We start from the raw sequence: 22,620 nt of genomic DNA, 5'->3' as shown, positions 1-22,620 counted from the left end.
GGCGACCTGACCGTGCGCGGCCTCAGTGCGAGTAGTCCCGGAACGTCATGACGCCGCCGACCACGACGATGATCGCCGTGAGGACGTAGACCGTGACGCGGATCCACGTCGGACCGTAGTAACTGACCGCCATCGACGCACCGAGCGCCGCGAGAATCATCACCACCCCGTAGAAGGGCGTGCGCTGCTCCCTGTCAACCATTCCTCCAGTGTCCGCCGACGACGCGGCGGTGCCAATGCCCTCAACAGGGCGAACGGCCGGCAGTCGCGCCGCCGGGCTCGATGGTCACGCTCACCGCGCGCCACCGACAGCGACGCCGGGCGCGGGCAGCCGCAGCCGCTTGCCCGCAGGGGTCGGGAACCACACATCGGCCACGACAGACGAGGGCCCGGGCGCGGGCCTGCGCAGGTGGATGCGGCGCCACGCCATCGCGAACAGCGCTGCAGCGCTGACCAGCACCAGCGCCACCGCGCCGATCGCCAAGACGAGCGACACCGTCACCGCGGTCCCGTCACGACCCGCGCCGCTGCGATAGATCAGCATCGCGGCGGCCACCGGCCCGGCCATTCCCCCTGCCGCGATGGTCAGCAGCATCGCGCCGGTGACCAGTTCGATCACCCGCAACGGCCGCCGTATCCGCACCCGGACCGCGCGGTGGCTTCCTCCCAGCGAACCCCATGTTCTCCCGACCAACGCCACAGCCAGCCCCTTCCGCTCCTCTGCCAACACCCGCATACGAACCGGACACTGCACGGTATACCGCTACTCGGCCGCACTGCGAAAATGACATCGAACAGTTGCCGAGTCGGACAGCAGCAACTATGTAGCGATCAAGGTGTTGACGCGAACGAACCAGCGTGCTCAGCGCAGGGCGCGGCAGTACAGCGCGTCGGGATGGGCGCCGCGGGCATTGGCCCAGGAGAAGGCGATGCCCGCCGCGTACTCGGTCGCCGCGCACTGCGCCTTGTAGTACCCATGCGCGTAGTCGCCGCCTTCGCCGGAAGCGGGGCGGGTGTCGTGGCGGTCGTCCCAGAGGGTGCGACCCGCGCCGGCCAGGGGCAGGCGCGCGGGGGCGCAGAGGATGGCCGACATCTTGTCGCCGCGCAGGCTGTAACCGATCATGAACTGCCCGTCCCGGCACTGGTATTTGGTGAAGCCACCGGCCCAGTCGGTGCTGACCTGCTCCGAGTCGACCTTCACGGCCGTGGTGCCCGGCTGCCAGAGCTCGCCCTCGGTGGCGTCGGTGCACAGCCCGCCCTGGCCGCGGGAGCTGATGCCGATCAACCGCTGGTCGTCGGGGCAGACGAGTTTGTGCGCACCGCTGTCCCAGTCGGCGGCGGCCCGCACCGAGCGGTTGTCGTCTTCGTGGATCCCGTTGAGCATGGACCAGGTCCGCACGGGCGCGACCTGCCCGGTCTTGCCGTCCGCGGCGAGCAGGCGCTGCACGTGCGCGGCGCGCCAGTCGTCGGCGTCGGTGACGCTGCGCAGGCCGCCGCCGGTGTCGTAGCGCAGCAGACCCCACTGATTGCCCGCGTCATTCTGCTGGAATCCGACGATCGGCCAGTAGGCGAAATCCAGATCCTGCTCGACGAGGAAATCGACCATGGCGGCGAACCAGGCGCGATCCAGCGGCTCGGCGTCCTTTCCGATACCGAATTCGCTGATCCACACCGGCGCGGTGAAATGCCGGTCCGGCGTGGCGGCCACATACCCGGCCAGTTCGTTCATGGCCTGGAACAGCTCGGCGCGCGACAGGTCGCGGAATCGGGGGTCGGTGGTCTCCCCCAGGCCGGTCGCACCGGTGTGATGACGCCCGATATAGCCGTAGAAATGGGCCGCGTAGACGACCTTGTGCGACCGTTTCAGCGTCACCGACAGCCGGTTCAACGGCTCGAGCATGGGTCGTTCGTGCGGGGTCAGATCGGTGGGGATGCCGATCCAGTTGAGACCCTCGATCATCACCAACAGGTCCGGATTCGCTTCCGTGACAATGGCATCGCCCGCCTCCTGCGCGGCGTCGTACCAGTCGTGGTTGTCGCCGAGGCCCCAGTTCGGGTCGTCCCAGGTGTCGCGGCGCACCTCGTTGCGCAGGTCGGCGCCGACGACGCCGGCGTTGCCCCGGTAGCGGGCCGCCATGAACTTCCAGTCGTCGATCCACTCGTTCCACGACTGTCCGGAATTCCAGCGCTCGTTCCCGTCGACGGCGCAACACCAGCGGGTGGAGGTGGTGTGATTGTTGAGGATGACGGCGAGCCCGGCGTCGGTGAGCGCGGTGACCGCGCGATCGAACACCTCGAGCGGACGCAGCCCGTTGAGCTGCGGATTGGCGGTCAGCCCCTGCACCGGACGGGCGTCGGTGATCATCTCGTTGGAGAACGGCAGCCGAATGCTGTTGAGCCCCAATGCCTGGAAGTCACCGATCAGGGTGTCCATCCGGACCCGGTCCAAGCCCAGCGGCGCCCGGTGCCCGGTTTCCTGCGCGAAGTTGTCGGCGTCGGATTCGTCGTCGCCACTGCCGTTCCAGGTGCCGCTGGACCCGTGCCAGTTCCCGGATTTCAGCTTGACCCGGTTCCCACTCGCGTCCACGATGTATCGCCCGCTGGTGCTGAGCGGGCCGTGGATTCCGCCCGGAGCGGCCACCGCGGGCGCGCCCTCGCGCAGCAGTGGGGTGAGGAGCGCGCCGAACAGGCAGGCGACGACGGCGAAGATCCTGAGCTGCATGCCGACGAACGCTAACGCACCGGAAAAACCCTGTGAAACAGTCGAACTTCACCGATTGACCGGATTCGGTTGTCAATCACCGCTCCGGTACTAGGCTGCGCGCCATGGAGGTGCACACCAGGCAGTTGCGGTACTTCGTCGCGGTGGCCGAGGAGCTGAACTTCACCCGCGCCGCGCAGCGGTTGCACGTGTCCCAGCAGGGCTTGAGCACTCAGATCAAACAACTGGAGCGGACGCTGGAGGTGGCGTTGTTCGCCCGCACCACCCGCACCGTCGAACTCACCACCGCGGGCGCGGTGTTCCTGCGCGACGCCAGGGCGATGCTGACCGGCCTCGGCACCGCGATCGAGCGGGCCAGGTCGGTACACCGGGGCGAACGGGATCGCCTGGTGCTCGGGCTGCTGGAAGGCGGCGCGCTCACCCTGACAGAGCCGATCCTGTCGGCGTTCCGGGAACGACATCCCGACGTGTCGGTGGAGCTGCGGCATTTCAGCTACGAGGACCCGGCCGTCGGACTCACCGACGGCTCGGTCGACGTCGCCTTCGCCCGTCGGCCGTTCGTGGACGACGGCGTGCGCTTCGAGCCGCTGTTCACCGAGCCGCTGATGGTGATGCTGCCGTCGAGCCATCGGCTGGCGGACCGCACCGAGGTCTCGGCGCACGAACTGCTCGACGAACCGCTGCTCGGGGCCGCCACCCCGGACCCGGTCTGGAATGCCTACTGGGAGCTGTCCGAGTATCGGGGCGGTCGGCCCGCGCCCGTGGTCGACCGGTCCACCTCGCTGCTCGAGGAACTGAACAAGGTCGCGACCGGAGTCGGAATCGTGCTGACCGCCGCGTGCGCCCGGTGGATTCCGTTTCCCCGGGTCCGGTTGGTCCCGGTGGCCGACACCACGCCGAACGAGGTCGCGGTCGGCTGGCGCGCCGACCAGGAGACGCCCCTGGTCCGTTCGTTCGTCGAGATCGCCCGGTCGGTGCGCGACGCCCATCCCGACCTCGTCCGCGATCTCCAGGAACCCGACTTCGCGGACTGTTCGGTGCCGGCCCAGCTCTGACCACCGGAACCGTCGTGACCTGCGGCGATGCCCTAGCACGGTGGTGCGATGCCGTCGACACGCCCGGGTGCGGGTAGCCTTCCCCCTCATGTGGATCATTCTCGCCATTTCCGTGGTCAGCTCCGTGATCATTGCGATCCTGTTCGCTACCGGGTTTCCCGAGCACTGAGGCTTCAGTGGTAGCTGACACATAGCTGTGCGGTCCGCCCGATCGGGTGGGGTGAGAAGATGACCGGGTGCCGAACAATAGCCAGCCCAGTGCGCGGTCCGACGACGGCCGCTCGTTCGTCGTCGCCGACGCCACCGACAGCGCGCTGGTCGCCGGTTCGCTGGCCGTGATCGTCGCGGCCGACCGCCGTCAGCTCGTCCTCGTCGAGGAGCGGTCGGAGACGACCCCGGTTCGCCTGCGTGGCCGAAGGAGTTCAACGAGCTGATCCACCTCGCCGACGACCTGGCCGCCACCGAACTCGACAGCTCGCTGCCCAAACTGCACGGCTCGGGATCGGCGGCCCAGCGCCGCCTGGCCATGCGGATCGAGAACCTCGGGCTGATGGACTGGGAGGTGTGGGCGCGCGAGGATCGCTCGGTCACCGAGATCGTCGACGAGCGGCCCGACGCCACCGTCCTGGATCTCGGCGGATTCTCCACCGCCGCACAGCAACTCGTGGTCGCGCTGGCCCTGCTCGACGATCTGTGGGCCCGCCGCGACGAGCGGCGCCCGGTCCTGCTCGTCATCGACGAGGCGCACAATCTGGCCTCGCCCCGGCTGGATTCACCGATCGCGGTCGCGGTGCGCGAACGGCTGATCCAGATCGCCGCCGAGGGACGCAAATTCGGTCTGTGGCTGCTGCTGTCGACGCAGCGGCCGTCGAAGGTGCACCCGGGCATCATCTCCCAGTGCGACAACCTCGCGCTGATGAAGATGACCTCCCCGGTCGACCTCGCCGAGCTCGGCACCTACTTCGGCTACGCGCCCTCGGCACTGCTCGGCCGCTCCCCCTGGTTCCGCCAGGGCGAGGCGCTGTTCGCCGGCGGCTTCGTCCCGGCGCCCGCGCTGGTGAAGGTGCACGCGCGGATCACCCCCGAAGGCGGCGGCGACGTCGGGGTACCACTGCGCTGAGCAGTCACGATCGGGTGCGTTTTCGTCCGGATCACGGTGGGGCCGCCTAGAGTTGACTGATTGTGCGGGGCGATGCGGAGGGGGACGACCGAGTTGCCCTCGCGGTGGGCCACTGCGCATTCCGACGCCGCAGGCCGAGCGCGTTCGGCGTGTACTGGAAGCTGGCGCGGGCGGGGTTCAAACGACAGGCCCAGTACAAACTGGCGATGTTCGCCGGGCTGTTCACCAACTGTGTGTTCGGTTTCGTCCGGGCCGCGGTGATGGTGGCCGCGGTGCGCGCGGCGGGCGATTTCGGCGGCTACGACGAGGGCACCATCGGCGCCTATGTGTGGCTGTCGCAGGCGCTGCTCGGCGCGACCCAGTTCATGGGGCCACCGATCGACCTGGTCGATCGGATCAAGTCCGGTGACGTCGCGATCGATTTCCTGCGCCCGGTCGACGTCCAGCTGAGCTATCTGGCCACCGACATGGGCCGGGCCGCCTGCACTTTCCTGCCGCGCGGCGTGCCGAGCATCATCATCGGCGCCGCGACCTTCGGGCTGTCGATGCCGACGACGCCGGTGGCCTACCTGCTCGGCCTGATCAGCGTGCTGCTGGCGGTGGCGCTGTCGTTCCTGTGCCTGTTCGCGGTCGCGCTGATCGGGTTCTGGGTGGTGGAGATCCGCGGGATCAGGGTGCTGTACCAGATCGTCGGAACCTTCCTCGCCGGGCTCTTCGTCCCGGTCCACATGTTTCCCGACTGGTTGCGGACGATAGCGCTGGCTACCCCGTTTCCCTCCATCCTCCAGTCACCGATCGATACGCTGTCCGGGCGGGTCGCCGGTATGGACGCCTTGCTCACCGTTGCGGCGCAAGGCTTCTGGGTTCTGGTGATCGGACTGCTCGGCAGGGTGTTGCTGCGGGCGGGACAACGCAGGTTGGAGGTACAGGGTGGTTGAACCCGATTCCGCGCGCATCGTGGCCGGGACCTGGTTCACCCCCTATCTCGCAGTATTGCGTTCGCGTGTGAAAGCACAGCAGGTGTACCGGCTCTCGTTCGCCACCGAGGTGTTCAGCGCCTTCCTGATCGGCCTGGTCGAGTTCGCCGAGGTGTGGGTCATCTTCCACAATGTCGGCACGCTCGGCGGGCTCGACACCGACGCGGCGCTGTTGCTGTTCGGGCTGTCCAATACCTCGTTCGCGCTGGCGCAGGTGCTGGTCGGGCATCTGGACTCGCTGCCGGCGATGATCAGGATGGGCACCCTCGACGCCTATCACCTGCGCCCGCAACCACTCCTGCTGCAATTGATCACCAGCGATATCTCGCTGCGCAGGCTCGCGCGCGCCGCCGTCGCGGTGATCGTGCTCGGGGTGGGACTGTGGCGCAACGAAATCGACTGGGGCATCGCCCCGGTTACCTTGATCGTGATCACCCTGATCAGTGGAATTGCCCTGTTCTGTGGCCTTTTCGTATGCGCAGCAGGACTACAGTTCTTCCTGATCGACGGTGCCGAGCTCACCAACAGCTTCACCTACGGCGGATCCTTCGCCGCGATGCAGCCCGCTTCGGTGTTCCCCGCGCCGCTGAAGCTGTTGTTCGGGTTCGCGATTCCCGTCGCGTTCACCGCCTACGTGCCGACGATAGCGCTGCTCGGTCTCCCCGGGCCGCCGCTGTTGCCCGCGTGGTCGGCCTGGTTGACACCGGTCGCGGCGGCATGGGTGTGGTTACTGGCCTTCGCAGCGTGGCGGATAGGAACGAGGCACTATCAGGGAGGAGGGGGATAGCGATGGACGAGCACAGCTCCGCGGAGCCGATCATCGACATCGACGACCTCACCCGGCAGTTCACGGTCTACCGCAAGAACGGCAGCCGCTGGCGCAGACACCGGGACACCATCACCGCGGTCGACCGGATGAGCTTCCGGATCGAACGCGGAACCGCGGTCGGCTATATCGGCGCCAACGGCGCGGGCAAGTCGACGACGATCAAGATGCTCACCGGCATCCTGGTGCCGACCACCGGCAGCGTACGCACTTGCGGGCTGGAACCGGTGCGCCAGCGCAGGGAACTGGCCGCGCGGATCGGCGTCGTGTTCGGGCAGCGCTCGCAGCTGTGGTGGGACCTGCCGCTGCACGAGTCGTTCTCGATCCTGGCGGCGATCCATCGCCTCGATCCCGATATCGCCGACAAGCGCACCCACGAACTGGTCGAGCAGCTCGAGATGGCCGATACCCTCGACACCCCGGTGCGCCAGCTCTCGCTCGGCCAGCGCATGCGCGCGGAAGTGGCTGCCGCGCTGCTGCATTCACCGGAACTGGTAATCCTGGACGAGCCGACGATCGGCCTCGACGTGCTGTCCAAGCAGCGACTACGCGAGTTCCTGCGGGCCGAACGGATCGAACGCGGCACCACGCTGCTGCTCACCACCCATGACATGGGCGATATCGAGCGGCTCTGCGATCGCGTCCTCGTCGTCGATCACGGCAGGCTGGTGTACGACGGTTCACTGACCGGCCTCGGCGCCACCGTCGGCGCGCGCCGGGTGCTGGTGGTCGATCTGGCCGCGCCCACAAAGGATCTCGACGATCTGCCGTGCGGCGCCCAGCTGCTGTCCAGCGAGGCGGGCGGCATGCGCCAGCGACTGGCCTTCGACGCCGAGCACACCACGGCGGCGGCTTTACTGGCCGCGGTGTCGGACCGGGCGAAGGTGCGCGATCTGTCGATCGAGGAGCCGGGCATCGAGGACGTGGTGCGCCGGATCTACGAGTCGGCGCGCTGAGTCAGCTCGGCGCGTTCGGCGTGCCGGAGTACAGGCTGACCTCACCGTTCTCGCCGAGGAAGGCGTTGACCAGCATGGTCCGTTGCGCCAGCAGGTCGTCGGGCTCCGGCGAGCTGGTGGTGATCGAGATCTGCGGGATCGCAGCCCAGTTCACCACGTAGCGTTCGGGTGGTCCGTCGTCGTCGGACAGGCGCGCGAGCCGGAACACCGAGACGGCGCGGCGCTCCATCAGGTCGCGCACGACGTCGGCGATTCGCTGCGGGTCTTCCAGCGCGAACAGGAACCCGAAGGTCAGTTCGGGTGAGGACACATAGGCCGGCACATTTATCGAGGTTAGTGCATGCGGTGACATCCGCGGTGGGTACCGCCGATCCGATTGCCGGAAATGTGCGGTTGGGTAACACGGCGGACGTCTCGTGGTGACCCGGTCGTAACGGTGCATAACAATTTCCGCAGACCCCGCGATTTGTACACCATACTATTGCGCGGTCGCGCCGAATCGCGCTTTCCTGGAGGTGTCCCGATTGTTCCCCGGGTCGTCTTCCTCGCCGCAGCGTCGCGGATATTCGTCGACGCCCGGGCGGGGCTACGCCGGTGCCGGGGAGTGCACCTCCCCCGAATCCTCCCCGGCTCTGGCGTATCCAAGCATGAATTCAGCGTATTCAGGGGCGTGCATCATGCCGTTCGATCCCGGCCATCGTGTGGATGCCACGCAATTCCCGCCGCCCTCGGCGCTGTTGCGGGCCTTCCTGGAGCCCACCGACCCCGACCCGACGCGGCACCGGGTCCTCGACGCCGCGAATCGGCTGGCCCGCTGCCACGACCGCAGGCTGCAGGCGATCGAGGCGGCCCGCGCGCCGGAGGCGGGCAGCGGCCGGATCGCGGCGTGCGGCACAGTGATCGACCAGATCGACGGCGACCGCGCCACGCTCATCGCCCGCATCGACGACTGGGTCGCCGCCAATGTGGCGCACCGGGCGGGAGCCTCGCTGCACACCGAGACCCTCGGCGCGGTGATCGACCGGATGGCAGCGAAATGGGTCGCCGCCCAGCGAGCGCTGGGCGGCGACCCGATCGAGCAGACGACCCCGCGGCAGTGGGAGGCTCGCACCCATCTGCACTGGTGCCGGCTGGCCGAGTTGACCGACGGCTACCGGGATCTGATCACCGATGTCACCGAGCACCGCAGGCGGTTGCCGGTGTGGTGACGATCAGGCCTTGTCGCCGGGAACCGGCTCGGTGACCTCGGCTTCCACCTCGGCCTCGACGGGTTCGGCGGAACCGCCGTCCTCGGCCTCGGCCTCGACGAACTCGGGGTAGGCCCGCTCGGCGTCGAGCTGCTGCTCGGCATCGCGGCGGGCCGCCGCGGCGGCCTCGTTCATCTCGATCGCGTCGGTGATGAACTCACCGATCTCACGGGCGACCTCGGCGACCGCCCCGGTGATCAGCGTGGCGATATTGCCGACATGCCTGGCACCGGAGGACGTCAATTCCTGGACAAGATCTTTGTTGCTTTCGAATTTGCCGACCATTTACACGCCCACTTCGGTTGCCTTCCGATTACGCATAACGATAACACTGGGATTGGGGGCCCTCTTGACGAAGCGATCCGGCACCGAGAGCAGGAAGATCTTGGCCCAGACCGACCCGATCTGCTTGGCGAAACGGCCGGTGTTGTACGGCAGGCCGTACTTCTCGGCCAGCGCCTTCACCTCGGGCGCCATCTCCGGGTACCGGTTGGCCGGGATGTCGGGGAACAGGTGGTGCTCGATCTGGTGCGACAGGTTGCCGGACAGGATGTGGAACAGCTTGGAGCCCTTGATGTTGGCCGAGCCGAGCATCTGCCGGACGTACCACTCACCGCGGGTCTCGACCTCGGTCTCCTCCTTGGTGAACGTCTGCACACCCGAGGGGAAGTGACCGCAGAAGATGATCGAATACGTCCACAGGTTGCGCACCAGGTTGGCCGCGGCGTTGCCTGCCAGGGTGTGGAAGAACAGCGGGCCGGTGAGCAGCGGGAAGGCCACGTAGTCCTTGAGGACCTGCTTGCTCGCCTTCTTGGTCTGCCCCTTCAGCAGCGGCTTGACCTCGGCCCAGCTGCGCTTGCCCTTGACGATGTTGTCGAACTCGAGGTCGTGGAGCATCACGCCCCACTCGAAGAACGTCATCAGCAGGAAGGCGTAGACCGGGTTGCCCAGGTAGTACGGGTGCCACTTCTGGCCCTCGTCCATGCGCAGGACGCCGTAGCCGATGTCACGGTCCATGTCGTGGATGTTGGTGTAGGTGTGGTGCATGTAGTTGTGCGAGTGCTTCCACTGGTCGGCCGGGCAGACCGTGTCCCAGTCGAATTCGCGGGAGTTGATGCCGCGCTCACGCATCCAGTCGTACTGGCCGTGCATGACGTTGTGGCCGATCTCCATGTTGTCCAGGATCTTCGACACACCGAGCGCCGCCACGCCCGCCAGCCAGAACGGCGGCAGGAAGCCCAGGTACATCAGGCCGCGGCCGGCGATCTCGAGGCCACGCTGGGTCTTGATGATCTTGTAGATGTAGTCGCGGTCGCGTTCGCCGAGATCGGCTTCGACGCGGGCACGCAGGTCGTCGAGCGCCTGGCCGAGCTCCTCGACCTGCTCCGGGGTCAGGATGACCGGGCCGTCTTTGCCTTCGGTGAGGATCGTCATGTCGGTATCTCCCCTTGGTTGGTTTCTCGGTACTCGGTGATCAGAGGGCGAGGTCGACGTCGCCGACGGCCGTGTTCACGCAGATCTGGATCTGCTTGTCGGGATCGGCGTCGAGCTCGCCGGTGCGCAGGTTGCGGGTGCAGCCGGAGACCTTGGTGGCGGTGCAGGAGAAGCAGATCCCCATGCGGCAGCCGTATTCCGGGGTCAGGCCGGCCGATTCGGCCTGTTCGAGCAGCGATGCTCCGGTGTTGTCGGCAGCGACGTCGCTGCCGGAGAAGGTGATGGTGCCGGTGGCCTCGGCCGGGTCGGCCGGGACGGTGGTGAGGGTGAACTCCTCGCTGTGCACCCGATCGGCGAGACCCTCGGCCTCGAAGATCGTCTGCACGGCCCGCATCAGCGGCGGCGGACCACAGACGAAGGTCTGCGCGTCGGCGAACCACGGCGCGACGCGCTCGAGCTCGTCGTAGTCGAAGAACCCACTGCCGGTGGAGGTTTCCCCGTCGATGACGGTGCCGGGCTCGACCGGGTAGCGGTACTCGACCCGGAAGTTGGGGCGGCGGTTGGCGATCGCGGTCAGCTCGGCCCGGTGCGGCACCATCTCGGGCTGACGCGCGTAGTGCAGGAAGGTGACTTCACCGGTGAAGCCCTCCGCGTCCAGGGTACGCAACATCGACAGCACCGGGGTGATGCCGCTGCCGCCGCTGACCAGCAGCACCCGGTCCGGGCGCCGCTCGGGGAGGGCGAAGACACCGGCGGCGGGCGCCAGGTCGACGACCATGCCGGGCTTGGCGTGGTCGTGCAGGTAGTTCGAGACCAGCCCGCCCGGGTGCGCCTTCACCGTCAGCTGGAGGAAGCGGTCGCCGCGGCTCTCCGGATCGATCGGCGAGTAGCAGCGGGTGTGCCGCACGCCGTTGATGGAGACGCCGATCTGCACGTACTGGCCCGCGCTGTGGCCGCGCCACTGCCGGGAGGCGCGCAGGGTGAGCGTCACCGAGCCGGGCACCGCACGCGAGACGTGAGTGACCTCGGCGCGCAGTTCCCGTGCGGTGAGCGCGGGAGAGACGAGCTCCAGGTACCGGTCCAGCGGATGCGGCGTCGTCAACGTCTGCACCAGGTCGATCAGTCCCACCATGCGTCTTGCCCCTCTGTGGAAGTCCTTCGGCATGCGATTCACATTTCAGTGCACGCCTGTACACTCACTAGTGTGCCGGATGGACCCAGCCCGCTGTCAACCGGCAAAAATGTGAGGCGGGCAACATATCCAGGGAAGCGACTATGGTGAACGGATGTATGCTCACCGATGTGACTGAGCAGGCAGGAACCCGCAACGAGCGCAAGGCGCACACCCGTGCGGCCCTGCTCGAAGGCACCCTGACGCTGGCCGCGGACCGCGGATTCGCGGCGTTGAGCCTGCGGGAGATCGCCCGCTCGGCCGGCATCGTGCCGACCGCGTTCTATCGCCATTTCGCCTCGCTCGACGATCTCGGCGCCACGCTGGTCGACGAGGGCGTGACGGCGCTGCGGCTGGCATTGCGCGAGGTCAGGCGCAAGCCGGACGCGCACCTGGCCGATACCGTGCGGTTCGTCTTCGAGCAGGTACGGGCCAAGCGAGCGCTGTTCGGCTTCCTCATCCGCGAACGCCACGGCGGCCCGGCCCCGCTGCGCCAGGCCATCGCGATGGAGATGCAGCTGATCGTGCGCGAGATCGTGGCCGATCTGTCCCGGCTGCGCGCACTGGACACCTGGAGCACCACCGAGCTCGAGATCGCGGCGGACCTACTGGTCACCACGGTCACCGATGGAATCGCCGCCTACGTCGCGGCGACACCGCGCGAGGAGTCGGCGGTGGTCGAGCGCACCGTCATGCAGATGCGCCTGATCGCGCTCGGCATCGGCGGCTGGGTTCCCAAAACCGCTGACTGAGGGATGTTTCCGGTGCTGTGGCCGCATGCGGTCCATGGTGTAACACGCCCCACATGCAGCACAGCCGGAATTTCAGAGTACGGGCGTACACACAATGCGGGCCGCACCGATTCGGTGAACTTCCACTAGGCCGCAGCCACCGAGGACGCGGGCGCGCGCACCGGCAGCAGGACCAGCAGGCCGACGGCCAGGACGACGAGCAGCCCCGCGATCCCGGCCCGGTCGCTGTGGAACACCGCGACGAAGACACCGAACAGCGCGGGCGCGAGGAACGACACCGCCCGCCCGGTCGTGGTGTACAGCCCGAACAGCTGACCCTCGCGTCCCGGCGGCGCCAGCCGCGCCAGGAACGAGCGCGCCGAGGCCTGCGCCGGCCCGACGAACACCGTGAGCGCGAGCCCGAAGATCCAGAACATCAGCGAGCCGGACACCACCAGCAGCACCAGCCCGCACGCGAGCATCCCGATCAGCGAGGCCACGATCACCCACTTGGGCCCGAGCCTGTCGTCGAAGCGGCCCGCCGTGATCGCCGCCGCGCCCGCCACGACATTGGCGGCGATGCCGAACAGCAGCACGTCGGCGTCGGCGAAGCCGTACACCTGCACCGCGAGCACCGCGCCGAAGGTGAACACCCCGGCCAGCCCGTCCCGGAAAACGGCACTGGCGAGCAGGAACCACACCGTGTGCCGGTCCCGCGCCCACAGCTCGCGCACATCGCGCCACAGCACCCGGTAGGAACCGAGGAAACCGGCCCGCGCGGCGCCGGGGTCGGCGGTGGTGCGTGGCAGTTCGGGCACCGCGAACAGCACCGGCAGCGCGAAGACGGTGAACCAGACCGCCGCCAGCACGATGGCCAGGCGCACGTTGAGCCCCTGATCGGTGGGCATCCCGAGCACACCGCGGGTGTCGCCGTCACCGGCCAGGAAGCCCACGTAGCAGATCAGCAGCAGCACGATGCCGCCGAAATAGCCCATCGCCCAGCCGAATCCGGAGACCCGGCCGACTGTGGCCGGGGTCGACACCTGCCGCATCATGGCGTTGTAGGGCACGCCGGCCAGTTCGAACACGGCCGAGGCGAAGGCCAGCAGCGCCAGCCCGAGCCAGAGATCGTGGTAGTCGTCGTGGACGAAGAACATCAGCGACATCGCGCCGACGGTCAGGGCCGTCAGGGTCGCCAGCGCCCGCTTACGTGAGCCGACCGCGTCGAAGTACTGCCCGCAGACCGGCGCCGTCAGCGCGACGACCAGGCCCGCCGCCGCCAGCGCCCAGCCCAGCCAGGCACTGGCCGGAGTGTCGCCGGGCAGGTCGTCGCCGACCTTGTCGGTGAGATACACCGAGAACACGAAGGTCAGCGTGACGGCCTGGAACGCCGAGGACCCCCAGTCCCACAATCCCCACGCCACTACCTGCCCGCGCCCGGCCGCCTCGCCGACGGTCTCGGCCGCGTTCACCTCGGTCATGGCCGAAGCGTAATGGGGATCGGGGCTCCCGGCAGGGCACATCGGCGTTTCGGCACGCCGTCATTTCATATGAACCTGGTTGCATAGTACCGAGCGTTCCGGATACCCTCGTCGCATGGCACTGGAGCACGCGCTGCTGGTCTCGCTCAGCGAACGGGCCGGCTCGGGTTACGAGCTCGCCCGCCGATTCGACAAGTCGATCGGCTATTTCTGGAGCGCCACCCACCAGCAGATCTACCGGGTGCTCAAGCGTATGGAGGACTCCGGCTGGGTGACCGTGGAATCGGTCGCTCAGCAGGGGAAGCCCGACAAGAAGGTGTACTCGGTCGCCCCAGCGGGCCAGACCGAACTCGCCCGCTGGATCGCCGAACCCACCGAGTACAGCCCGTCCCACGACGAGCTCGGTGTGAAGATCCGCGGCGCCGCGCACGGCGACATCGATGCCGTGCTGGGTGAGGTGGCCCGCCACCGCGCCCAGCACGCGCAGCGCCTCGACGAATACCGCCTCAGCGAAAAGAAATTCTTCCCGGCGCCGGACCAGCTCTCCGGCGCCGCCCTGCACCAGTATCTGGTGCTGCGCGCGGGCATCCGCGCGGAGTCCGGCTACGTCGAATGGTGCGACGAAGTACTGCAGGCCCTGCGACCCCGAAAAGGTGACGACCTTCCATGACTGCCTATCCCCACCTGTTCGAGCCACTCGACCTCGGCCACACCACCCTGCGCAACCGGGTGGTCATGGGCTCCATGCACACCGGCCTGGAGGACCGGGCCTGGGACACCAACAAGCTGGCCGCCTACTTCGCCGAGCGCGCCCGCGGCGGTGTCGGCCTGATCATCACCGGCGGTTACGCGCCCAACCGGACCGGCTGGCTCGCGCCGTTCGGCGGCAAGCTGACCACCAAGTCCGAGGCCTACCGCCATCGCCGGATCACCAAGGCGGTGCACGCCGAGGGCGGCAAGATCGCCATCCAGATCCTGCACGCCGGGCGCTACTCCTACCTGCCGACCAGTGTGTCGGCCTCGGCGGTGAAGTCGGCGATCAACCCGTTCAAGCCGCGCGCGCTCTCCGGCCAAGGGCATCGAGAACACCATCGACGACTACGCCCGCTGTGCCGAGCTGGCCAAATTCGCCGGCTACGACGGCTGCGAGATCATGGGCGGTGAGGGCTATTTCATCAACCAGTTCCTCGCGCCGCGGGTGAACAAGCGCACCGACAAGTGGGGCGGTACCGCCGAGAACCGGCGCAGGCTGCCGGTGGAGATCGCCAAGCGCATCCGCGCCGCCGTCGGCCCCGACTTCATCATCGTGTTCCGGCTGTCGATGGCCGAGCTGGTGGAGAAGGGCCAGACCTTCGAAGAGATCATCGCCCTGGCACAGGAATTGGAGGCCGCGGGCGTCGACATCCTCAACACCGATATCGGCTGGCACGAGGCGCGGGTGCCCACCATCGTCACCTCGGTGCCGCGCGCGGCGTTCGTGGAGTTCACCGCCAAGGTCGCCCGCCGGGTGAACATCCCGGTCTGCGCGTCGAACCGGATCAACATGCCCGAGATCGCCGAGGAGATCCTCACCCGCGGCGACGCGGCGCTGATCTCGCTGGCCCGGCCGCTGCTGGCCGACGCCGAGTGGGCCAACAAGGCCGAGGGCGACCGCGCCGACGAGATCAACACCTGCATCGCCTGCAACCAGGCCTGCCTCGACCACGCCTTCGGCAACAAGAAGGTGTCGTGCCTGGTCAACCCGCGCGCGGGCAGCGAGACCACGCTGCAGCTGCTGCCGACCCGGCGCGCGAAGCGGTTCGCGGTGGTCGGTGCAGGTCCGGCCGGGCTCTCGGCCGCGGTCAGCCTCGCCGAGCGCGGTCATCACGTCGACCTGTTCGAGGCCGACGACAAGATCGGCGGCCAGTTCGACATCGCCCGCCGTATCCCCGGCAAGGAGGAGTTCGACGAGTCGATCCGCTACTTCCGCCGCAAGATCGAGCTCACCGGCGTCACCCTGCACCTGCAGAAGCGGGTCACCGCCGACGAACTGATCGCAGGCGGATACGACTCGGTGGTGCTGGCGACGGGCGTGCGCCCGCGCATCCCCAACATCCCCGGCATCGACCACCCGATGGTGCTGTCCTACGCCGAGCTGGTGAAGGAGGAGAAGCCGGTCGGCAAGAAGGTCGCGGTGATCGGTGCGGGCGGCATCGGCTACGACGTGAGCGAATTCCTCACCGTCGAAGGCCATCCCACCCTCAAGCTCGACGAGTGGAAGGAGGAGTGGGGTGTGGACTCCGAGGACGAGCAGGTCCGCGGCCAGCTCAAGCAGCCCAAGCCCTCCCCCGCCGCCCGCGACGTGGTGCTGCTGCAGCGCAAGTCGACCCCGTTCGGCAAGGACCTCGGCAAGACCTCCGGCTGGGTGCACCGCGCGGCGCTCAAGGCCAAGGGCGTCGAACAGGTCGGCGGCGTGAACTACGAGCGCATCGACGATCAGGGCCTGCACATCAGCTTCGGTGAGAAGCACGAGAAGCCGCGGGTGCTCGAGGTCGACAACGTGATCGTCTGCGCCGGCCAGGAATCGGTGCGCGAGCTGGAGGAGCCGTTGCGCGCGGCGGGCGTCGACCTGCACCTGATCGGTGGCGCCGACCTGGCCGCCGAGCTCGACGCCAAGCGGGCCATCGCCCAGGGCACCCGCCTGGCGGCGCGCCTGTAATTCCCCGAACCCGGTCGTCCGACGCGACGGACGATCGTCGCACCGCCCCGTACACCGAACTCGCATCCGGTGTGCGGGGCGGTGTTCTGCGGGTGGGCCGCCCCGTCCGAACCGGAGAGCGACGCCCGCGGGCGCGCAGTCCTCGCCGGCGCGGAGACCATCGAGGTCGGCTACTCGGCGGCCAGGTCGCCGACGAGGGTCAGGAGATCCCGTCCGGCCGATGTCCGGAACCAGGACAGATGGCCGAGCAGCCAATCCTGGTAGGCGATTTCGGCGTTGCGCGGCTCCTGTGCGACGGACAGGAAGTAGTCGATCTCGGAGAGCTCGTAGCCGATGTGGACCAGCGGGAGAAGGTCGGCGAGCAGCTGCTGTTCGGCCCGGGACAGCGGGCGCACCGATCGATACCCCTGGATCAGGGCGCGAAGCTGGTCCTCCCGGATATCGGCCGGTCCGCCGTCACGGATCGAAACCCAGTCCACCACCGCGCGTTCGACGGCAGCGGCCAGATCGAAGACGGCCGTCGTGCGATCGGCGAGGCCGAAGTCGAACACCGAGGTCACCTCGGTGCCGCTCCAGAGCAGGTTGGTCGCGTGCCAGTCGCCGTGCGTCCACAGCGGACTCACCTCGGTGAGATCGACTCGCAGGTCGAGGATTTCGTCGCGCCAGTCGCGGTCGGCGAGGAACTGGGCGACCGCGGGGCGGCGCGCCACGTGCCACTCGAAGGCGCTCACGACGTCCGCGCCGTGGAAACTGGCCACCAGGGGCCGCGCCGGTCGGGCCGGAGCGTCGAAACCCACTGCTGCCAGGTGCATTCGGGCCAACATCGCGCCGGCGGCCGCGGCATCGCCGGGCTCTCGATAGGGGGTCCAGGAGAAGTCGGTGCGATACCGGTCCTCCCCCACTCCGGCCCGGTGGACTTCGTAGACGAAGCCGAGATCGTCGGGCGCGGCGGGGCGCCGCTGACCATCCGCAGCCGATTCCGTCGCGCGGCCGTCGACCGGCCGAGCCCCCAGCGCGGCCCGCACCTCGGGCACCGCGATGCCCCTGGCCCGCAGGTGCGCCATGAACCGGTGTTCCTCGGCGAGCGCCGTCAGGTCACGCAGTCGCAGCGGCAGACGCTTCACGACGACCATCGCGCCGTCGTCCAACCGCACGCCCACCGTGGACGACAGCGGGCGGGCGCTGCGCCATTCGATGTCGGCCGGTGCGGGTCCGCCCCACGTCGCCGCGACGGCCATGGCGATCTCGTCCTCGGTCGGCGACGGCCAGGTCGGCGCCGCGGACGGGTCGTCGCCCATGCCGAACACCTGATGCTCAGCCACCACCGCGACCACCTTTCGACCAGTCCGGCCCGCCTACCACCCACCCCGCCGAGCGCGACTGCGGGCGCCGGATCCGCACCGATTTCCGGCACAACGGCCACGCCGAGCAAGGCCGTCCACGTCGCGAGTGACGAGCCCGCTGCCCGCACCCCTGTCCGGCGCACGGCCACGCCGCGTTCGCAGATGGAGCCCGCCCACCCTCATCGCCGCCGACCGGCGACCATGACGATCCCGGTCGCGGCCCGCCGTGAAGACGGAGCAACCAGGCCTATGCAGGACGTAGACGAAGTCATGACAGGGGTCAGCCTATGGTCGGCACCCCCTGCGCGGTCGATGTGGTCACCGCCCGGCCGAGGCCGATCCCCTAAGCTCCCCGTGTGAGCTTGCCCTCCCCCACTGCAGACAATCGTGCCGTCGTCACCGGCGCGTCCTCCGGAATCGGCACCGCGCTGGCCGCCGAACTGGCCGGGCGCGGTTACTCGTTGATCCTGGTCGCGCGGCGCGGTGAGATCCTCACCGAACTGGCCCAGCGGCTGACGCTGGCGCACGGGATCACCGCCGAGGTGCGCGCGGTCGACCTGGCCGACCGGTCGCAGCGGGCCGGTCTCGTCGACGAACTCGCGGTGCGCGATATCGCGATCCTGTGCAACAACGCGGGCATCGCTACCTTCGGCCCGGTCGCCGAGCTGGACTTCGCCTACGAGCGCGCGCAGATGGAGCTCAACGCGACCGCCGTGCACGACCTGACCCTGGCCGTGCTGCCGGGCATGATCGAGCGCAAGGCGGGCGGCATCCTGATCAGCGGTTCGGCCGCGGGCAACATGCCGATCCCGAACAACGCCACCTACGCCGCGTCCAAGGCGTTCGCCAACACCTTCTCCGAGTCGCTGCGCGGCGAACTCAAGGGCACCGGCGTGAACGTCACCCTGCTGGCGCCCGGTCCGGTGCGCACCGAGACCCCGGCCCCCGAGGACGCCTCGATCGTGGACAGGATGGTCCCCGACTTCCTCTGGGTCTCCTCCGAGTACACCGCCAAGGTCTCCATCGACGCGCTGTCGCGCAACAAGATGCGCATCGTGCCCGGGCTGATCAGCAAGGGCATGAGCGTCGCGGGCAACTACGGTCCCCGCGCCGTGACCGCCCCGATCGCCGGTGCCTTCTACAAGAAGCTGGGCAGCTGATCGCCGCCTGACGGGTCGCGCGCGTCAGCGATCCGTCAGGAAGCCCGGCCACGTGGTCAAGGACCCGTAAACACCGAGTTCGGCGGCCCGCGAACGGCGTAGTCCTGGAGTCGGCCCCGCCATCGGAACGCGGGGGCGTCCCCAGGAGACCACCGTGACGTTGCTCGAGATCTTCCCCTCGTTGCGCGCGACCACCGTGCCGCGGCTCGACCCCGCGGTCTGGCCGGCCGACACCCATTACGACCAGGACGGCCGGATCACTCTCGGCACGGTGGCGCTGGCCGATATCGCCGACGAGTTCGGTACTCCCGTGCACGTGGTCGACGAAGCCGAGGTGCGCGAGCGCTGCCGCGCCTACCGCAAGCACTTCCCCGACGCCGAGATCGTCTACGCGGGCACCGCGCTGATGGTCGGCGCGGTGGCGCGCTGGGTCGTCGAGGAGGGCCTGTCGGTGCAGGTCGGGTCCGCGGGTGAGCTGTCGGTCGCGCTGGCCGCCGGGATCGAGCCGCGCCGGATCGTGCTGCACGGCAACGGCAAGACCTTCGACGAGCTGAAGAGCGCGGTGGGCTGCGGGGTCGGTCGCATCGTGGTCGGCTCGCTCACCGAGATCACCCTGCTGGCCGCGCTGGCCACCGCACCCCAGCAGGTTCTGCTGCGCGTCGCCACCGGTATCGATGTTCCCGGCGGCCCGCACTTCGGCTTCCCGCTCGGCAGCGATTCGTTCGAGACCGCGGTCGCCAGGATCGCGTCCCAACCGAACCTGCAGCTCACCGGCCTGCACTGCCATCTCGGCGCACAGATCCACAATCCGGACCACTACGGCGAGGCGATCCGCCGGATGATCGGCGAACTGGCCTGGATCGACAACGAATACGGCATGCTGCTGACCCACCTGGACATCGGTGGCGGACACGCGGTGGCCTACCGCAGCGGCGACGCCGAACTGAATCTGCGCGAGCTCGCCGACATCCTCGACGACGCGCTGGACGCCGCCTGCGCCCGGCACCGTTTCCCACGTCCCGCGATCACCATGGAACCGGGGCGCGCGATCGTCGCCAGGGCGGGCGTCACGCTGTACCGGGTGCTGTCGGTCACCGAGACCGCCGAGGGCGGCCATCGCGTGATCGTCGACGGTGGCGGCTGCGGCGGGCAGGGCCGCGGTCACGGCGGCGCGCTGGTGGTCAACCGGCACCCCACCGGCGCGCAGATGACCGCATCGATCGCGGGCAGGCACAGCGAGTCCGGCGAGCTCGTCGCCACCGAGGTGCGGCTACCCGCCGATCTGCGCCCGGGCGAGGTGCTCGCGCTGCCGTGCACCGGCGCCTACCACCACGGGCTGGCCTCGACCTACAGCACCGTCGGCAGGCCGCCGATCGTCGCCGTCGCCGAGGGACGCGTCAAGCAGCTGCTGCGCCGCGAGACGACCGCCGACCTGCTGATGCGCGAACTCGGCTGATACTTCGCGATGGGCGCCGTCAGGGCTGGTGGCGACATCCCTCCCACGCCTAGGATCGGACATGTCGGGGAAATCGAACAAAACCGACCTACGGTGTGCTCGTCCGGTGACCGGCGCACCGGAAGAGGCAGCCATGAAGACCGACACGACACATCAGGCAGGCATTCGCCGACTGTTCCTGGGTCTCGCGGTAGTGGGCGCGACTCTCACCCTTCCGCTGACGGTGGCGGCACCCGCCATCGCCGCGCCCGCCACTACTCCCGGCACGGTGCTGACCGAGCGTCCGCGCTGCGACGACTGGAACAACCGCAACTGGGACTACTGCGACCGCGACCGCGGCCACCGCTGTGACAACGACTGGTACGGCCGCAACCACTGGAACGACCGCAACTGGGACTACTGCGACCGTGGTCGCGGTGGCGGCTACCACAACTGGTTCCCGTGGGGGTGGTTCGGCAGCAGCTGAGCCGCATCGCCCCGCATCGCACGGCCGGGGACGATCACCGACCGTGCGTTGAACGGTGCCCTACCGCCGCCGGGTACCGAAGAGACTGCGGCTGATCTCCCGACCCGCCGCGCTCGCCGCTGACCGCAGGAAGCTCTTCACCGCCGGGTTCTTCATGATCCGCTCGGCGGCCGAATCCTCTTCTTGCTGCGTACGCCCCGGCGCCTGCGGCGCTTCCGGGGCCGGATCGGCGGCGGCCACGCTGGCCAGCAGCATCTCGTAGGCCGATTCGCGATCGATGCTCTGTCCGTACTTGCCCTGCAGGGAGCTCGACAGCGCCTTGGACTTGATCGCTTCGTCGCCGATGGTGTCCATCAGCGAGCGCGGCGGCGCGATCTTGGTCCAGGCCACCGGGGTCGGCGCGCCCTTCTCCGAGAGCACGGTGACCACGGCCTCGCCGGTGCCCAGCGAGGTCAGCGCCTCCTCCAGGTCGTACACCGTCGACTTGGGGTAGGTCCGCACCGTCTTCGACAGGGCTTTCTGATCGTCGGGGGTGAAAGCGCGCAGCGCGTGCTGGACGCGCGCGCCGAGCTGGGACAGCACCGGATTCGGGATGTCGGTGGGCAGCTGGGTGCAGAAGAACACGCCGACGCCCTTGGACCGGATCAGCTTCACCGTCTGCTCGACCTGCTGCAGGAACGCCTTGGACGCCTCGGCGAACAGCAGGTGCGCCTCGTCGAAGATGAAGACCAGCTTGGGCTTGTCGACATCGCCGACCTCGGGCAGTGTCTGGAACAGATCGGCGAGTACCCACATCAGGAAGGTGGAGAACAGCACCGGCCGCGCCGCCTGCTGGCCGAGCTCGAACAGCGTGATCACGCCCTGGCCGCCCGCGGTGCGCAGCAGATCGGCCGGATCGAGTTCGGGTTCGCCGAAGAACGTGTCGCCGCCCTCGGCCTCCAGATTCACCAGCGACCGCAGGATCACCCCCGCCGTCTGGGCTGAGACGCCGCCGATGCCCTTGAGGTCTTCCTTGCCTTCGGGGCTGGTCAGGTGGGTGATCACCGCACGCAGGTCCTTGAGGTCCAGCAGCGCGAGGCCACGCTGGTCGGCCCAGTGGAAGATCAGGCCGAGCGTGGATTCCTGAGTGTCGTTGAGGCCGAGCACCTTACTGAGCAGGATCGGGCCGAACGAGGAGATGGTCGCCCGGATCGGCACGCCGATGCCGCCGGTGCCCAGCGAGACGAACTCGGTGGGGAAACCGCTGGGCGCCCAGTCGGTGGCACCGGTCTCGGCGGCGCGCGTCGTGATCTTGTCGTTGTCCTCCCCCGGTTCGCTCAGGCCCGACAGGTCGCCCTTGATGTCGGCCATCACCACGGGCACGCCCGCCCGGGACAGGTGTTCGGCGATGCCCTGCAGCGTCTTGGTCTTGCCGGTGCCGGTGGCGCCGGCGACCAAGCCGTGCCGGTTCATCATCCGCAGCGGAATGCGTACGCGCGCAGCGGGATCGGTCACGCCGTCGACTATCACCGAGCCGAGTTCGAGTGCCGGCCCGTCGAAGGCATAGCCCGCCGCGATCTCGGCGGCCGCACCGGATGCCGCGGGCGCCTGCGCCGATTCGGCGCTCGCCGCGGCGGCTTCCCGCTCGGCGGCCTCCGCGGCGGCGGCCGCCTCCGCGGCTACCCGCGCCGCCTCCTCGGCCGCCTTGCGTGCCGCTGCCGCCTTCTCCTGGGGGGTGGTCATTCGCGCGTCCTCCGTCTGGTCACAACTGCCGTACGCAAGAAATGCTCGAAACGTC

The 22,620-nt window shown here is 68.7% G+C and carries 22 protein-coding genes and 1 pseudogene; 13 read left to right on the top strand and 10 right to left on the bottom strand.

Features of this window, described 5'->3' with window-relative positions:
• Positions 1 to 22: 22 nt before the first annotated feature.
• The 3 genes from NV348_RS25280 to NV348_RS25270 all read right to left on the bottom strand — a co-directional run bounded on the left by NV348_RS25280 (position 23) and on the right by NV348_RS25270 (position 2,722).
• Positions 23 to 202 (bottom strand): hypothetical protein, encoded by a 180-nt coding sequence (locus NV348_RS25280; protein WP_218720841.1) that lies wholly within the window; start codon positions 200 to 202, stop codon positions 23 to 25.
• A 90-nt stretch (positions 203 to 292) separates the two neighbouring features.
• Positions 293 to 700 carry a hypothetical protein gene (locus tag NV348_RS25275; protein ID WP_447149073.1) on the bottom strand — a complete coding sequence of 136 codons (408 nt, stop codon included), beginning with the start codon at positions 698 to 700 and terminating at the stop codon, positions 293 to 295.
• A 162-nt stretch (positions 701 to 862) separates the two neighbouring features.
• Positions 863 to 2,722 carry a glycoside hydrolase family 5 protein gene (locus NV348_RS25270; RefSeq protein ID WP_447149072.1) on the bottom strand — a complete coding sequence of 620 codons (1,860 nt, stop codon included), beginning with the start codon at positions 2,720 to 2,722 and terminating at the stop codon, positions 863 to 865.
• A gap of 104 nt (positions 2,723 to 2,826) precedes the next feature.
• Between NV348_RS25270 and NV348_RS25265 the strand changes: the two genes are divergently transcribed.
• From NV348_RS25265 to NV348_RS25240, 6 genes are all read left to right on the top strand, one after another.
• Positions 2,827 to 3,777, top strand: a complete 951-nt coding sequence (locus NV348_RS25265; RefSeq protein WP_447149071.1) for a LysR family transcriptional regulator — start codon at positions 2,827 to 2,829, stop codon at positions 3,775 to 3,777.
• Positions 3,778 to 4,013: 236 nt separating this feature from the next.
• On the top strand, positions 4,014 to 4,211 hold the full coding sequence (locus NV348_RS25260) for a hypothetical protein (protein ID WP_447149070.1): 198 nt from the start codon (positions 4,014 to 4,016) through the stop codon (positions 4,209 to 4,211).
• Between the two features lie 92 nt (positions 4,212 to 4,303).
• Positions 4,304 to 4,897, top strand: coding sequence for an ATP-binding protein (locus tag NV348_RS25255; RefSeq protein ID WP_447149069.1), 594 nt, complete (start codon positions 4,304 to 4,306; stop codon positions 4,895 to 4,897).
• A gap of 149 nt (positions 4,898 to 5,046) precedes the next feature.
• Positions 5,047 to 5,835 carry an ABC transporter permease gene (locus NV348_RS25250; protein WP_447149068.1) on the top strand — a complete coding sequence of 263 codons (789 nt, stop codon included), beginning with the start codon at positions 5,047 to 5,049 and terminating at the stop codon, positions 5,833 to 5,835.
• A complete protein-coding gene (locus tag NV348_RS25245) occupies positions 5,828 to 6,661 on the top strand; it encodes an ABC transporter permease (protein WP_447149067.1) in 834 nt (277 codons plus the stop codon). Before NV348_RS25250 ends, NV348_RS25245 begins: the two co-directional genes overlap by 8 nt.
• A 2-nt stretch (positions 6,662 to 6,663) precedes the next feature.
• A complete protein-coding gene (locus NV348_RS25240) occupies positions 6,664 to 7,656 on the top strand; it encodes an ABC transporter ATP-binding protein (protein ID WP_447149066.1) in 993 nt (330 codons plus the stop codon).
• 1 nt (position 7,657) lies between these two features.
• Here the strand turns inward: NV348_RS25240 and NV348_RS25235 are convergent, their stop codons facing one another.
• Entirely contained in the window at positions 7,658 to 7,966 is a 309-nt protein-coding gene (locus NV348_RS25235) for a hypothetical protein (protein ID WP_447149065.1), read from the bottom strand.
• Between the two features lie 367 nt (positions 7,967 to 8,333).
• Here NV348_RS25235 and NV348_RS25230 point away from each other — a divergent pair, with 367 nt between their 5' ends.
• Complete coding sequence (locus NV348_RS25230; RefSeq protein WP_447149064.1) at positions 8,334 to 8,864, top strand: DUF4254 domain-containing protein; 531 nt, start codon at positions 8,334 to 8,336, stop codon at positions 8,862 to 8,864.
• A gap of 3 nt (positions 8,865 to 8,867) precedes the next feature.
• Here NV348_RS25230 and NV348_RS25225 read toward each other — a convergent pair whose 3' ends face one another.
• From NV348_RS25225 to NV348_RS25215, 3 genes are read right to left on the bottom strand one after another with little or no spacing between them, the layout of a single operon-like run.
• Positions 8,868 to 9,188 (bottom strand): hypothetical protein, encoded by a 321-nt coding sequence (locus NV348_RS25225; protein WP_447149063.1) that lies wholly within the window; start codon positions 9,186 to 9,188, stop codon positions 8,868 to 8,870.
• Complete coding sequence (locus NV348_RS25220; protein ID WP_447149062.1) at positions 9,189 to 10,337, bottom strand: fatty acid desaturase family protein; 1,149 nt, start codon at positions 10,335 to 10,337, stop codon at positions 9,189 to 9,191. It abuts the gene before it with no gap.
• A gap of 40 nt (positions 10,338 to 10,377) precedes the next feature.
• Positions 10,378 to 11,469, bottom strand: a complete 1,092-nt coding sequence (locus NV348_RS25215; RefSeq protein WP_447149061.1) for a ferredoxin reductase — start codon at positions 11,467 to 11,469, stop codon at positions 10,378 to 10,380.
• A gap of 143 nt (positions 11,470 to 11,612) precedes the next feature.
• On the opposite strand from NV348_RS25215, the gene NV348_RS25210 reads away from it, so the two are divergent.
• Positions 11,613 to 12,260 carry a TetR family transcriptional regulator gene (locus NV348_RS25210; protein WP_378827751.1) on the top strand — a complete coding sequence of 216 codons (648 nt, stop codon included), beginning with the start codon at positions 11,613 to 11,615 and terminating at the stop codon, positions 12,258 to 12,260.
• A gap of 125 nt (positions 12,261 to 12,385) precedes the next feature.
• Here NV348_RS25210 and NV348_RS25205 read toward each other — a convergent pair whose 3' ends face one another.
• A complete protein-coding gene (locus NV348_RS25205; RefSeq protein ID WP_447149060.1) occupies positions 12,386 to 13,720 on the bottom strand; it encodes an MFS transporter in 1,335 nt (444 codons plus the stop codon).
• 115 nt (positions 13,721 to 13,835) lie between these two features.
• Between NV348_RS25205 and NV348_RS25200 the strand changes: the two genes are divergently transcribed.
• Both NV348_RS25200 and NV348_RS25195 read left to right on the top strand, forming a co-directional pair.
• On the top strand, positions 13,836 to 14,390 hold the full coding sequence (locus tag NV348_RS25200) for a PadR family transcriptional regulator (RefSeq protein ID WP_447149059.1): 555 nt from the start codon (positions 13,836 to 13,838) through the stop codon (positions 14,388 to 14,390).
• Positions 14,387 to 16,418: pseudogene (locus tag NV348_RS25195) on the top strand (oxidoreductase). Before NV348_RS25200 ends, NV348_RS25195 begins: the two are co-directional and overlap by 4 nt.
• Positions 16,419 to 16,588: 170 nt before the next feature.
• Here NV348_RS25195 and NV348_RS25190 read toward each other — a convergent pair.
• Positions 16,589 to 17,740, bottom strand: coding sequence for a phosphotransferase enzyme family protein (locus NV348_RS25190; RefSeq protein ID WP_447149058.1), 1,152 nt, complete (start codon positions 17,738 to 17,740; stop codon positions 16,589 to 16,591).
• A gap of 377 nt (positions 17,741 to 18,117) precedes the next feature.
• Between NV348_RS25190 and cmrA the strand changes: the two genes are divergently transcribed.
• The 3 genes from cmrA (at position 18,118) to NV348_RS25175 (ending at position 20,843) form a co-directional block, all read left to right on the top strand.
• Positions 18,118 to 18,921, top strand: coding sequence for a mycolate reductase (gene cmrA, locus NV348_RS25185; RefSeq protein ID WP_447149057.1), 804 nt, complete (start codon positions 18,118 to 18,120; stop codon positions 18,919 to 18,921).
• 154 nt (positions 18,922 to 19,075) lie between these two features.
• The gene (locus NV348_RS25180) at positions 19,076 to 20,377 is read left to right on the top strand and encodes a diaminopimelate decarboxylase family protein (RefSeq protein WP_447149056.1); all 1,302 of its coding nucleotides are present in this window, start codon (positions 19,076 to 19,078) and stop codon (positions 20,375 to 20,377) included.
• Positions 20,378 to 20,510: 133 nt separating this feature from the next.
• Positions 20,511 to 20,843: a hypothetical protein gene (locus tag NV348_RS25175; RefSeq protein WP_447149055.1), complete on the top strand. Its 333-nt coding sequence runs from the start codon at positions 20,511 to 20,513 to the stop codon at positions 20,841 to 20,843.
• 60 nt (positions 20,844 to 20,903) lie between these two features.
• Here NV348_RS25175 and NV348_RS25170 read toward each other — a convergent pair whose 3' ends face one another.
• On the bottom strand, positions 20,904 to 22,565 hold the full coding sequence (locus NV348_RS25170) for a helicase HerA-like domain-containing protein (protein WP_447149054.1): 1,662 nt from the start codon (positions 22,563 to 22,565) through the stop codon (positions 20,904 to 20,906).
• Between the last annotated feature and the right edge of the window lie 55 nt (positions 22,566 to 22,620).

Source organism: Nocardia fodinahabitans (assembly GCF_052983615.1).
This window is presented reverse-complemented; position numbering and strand designations above follow the sequence as displayed.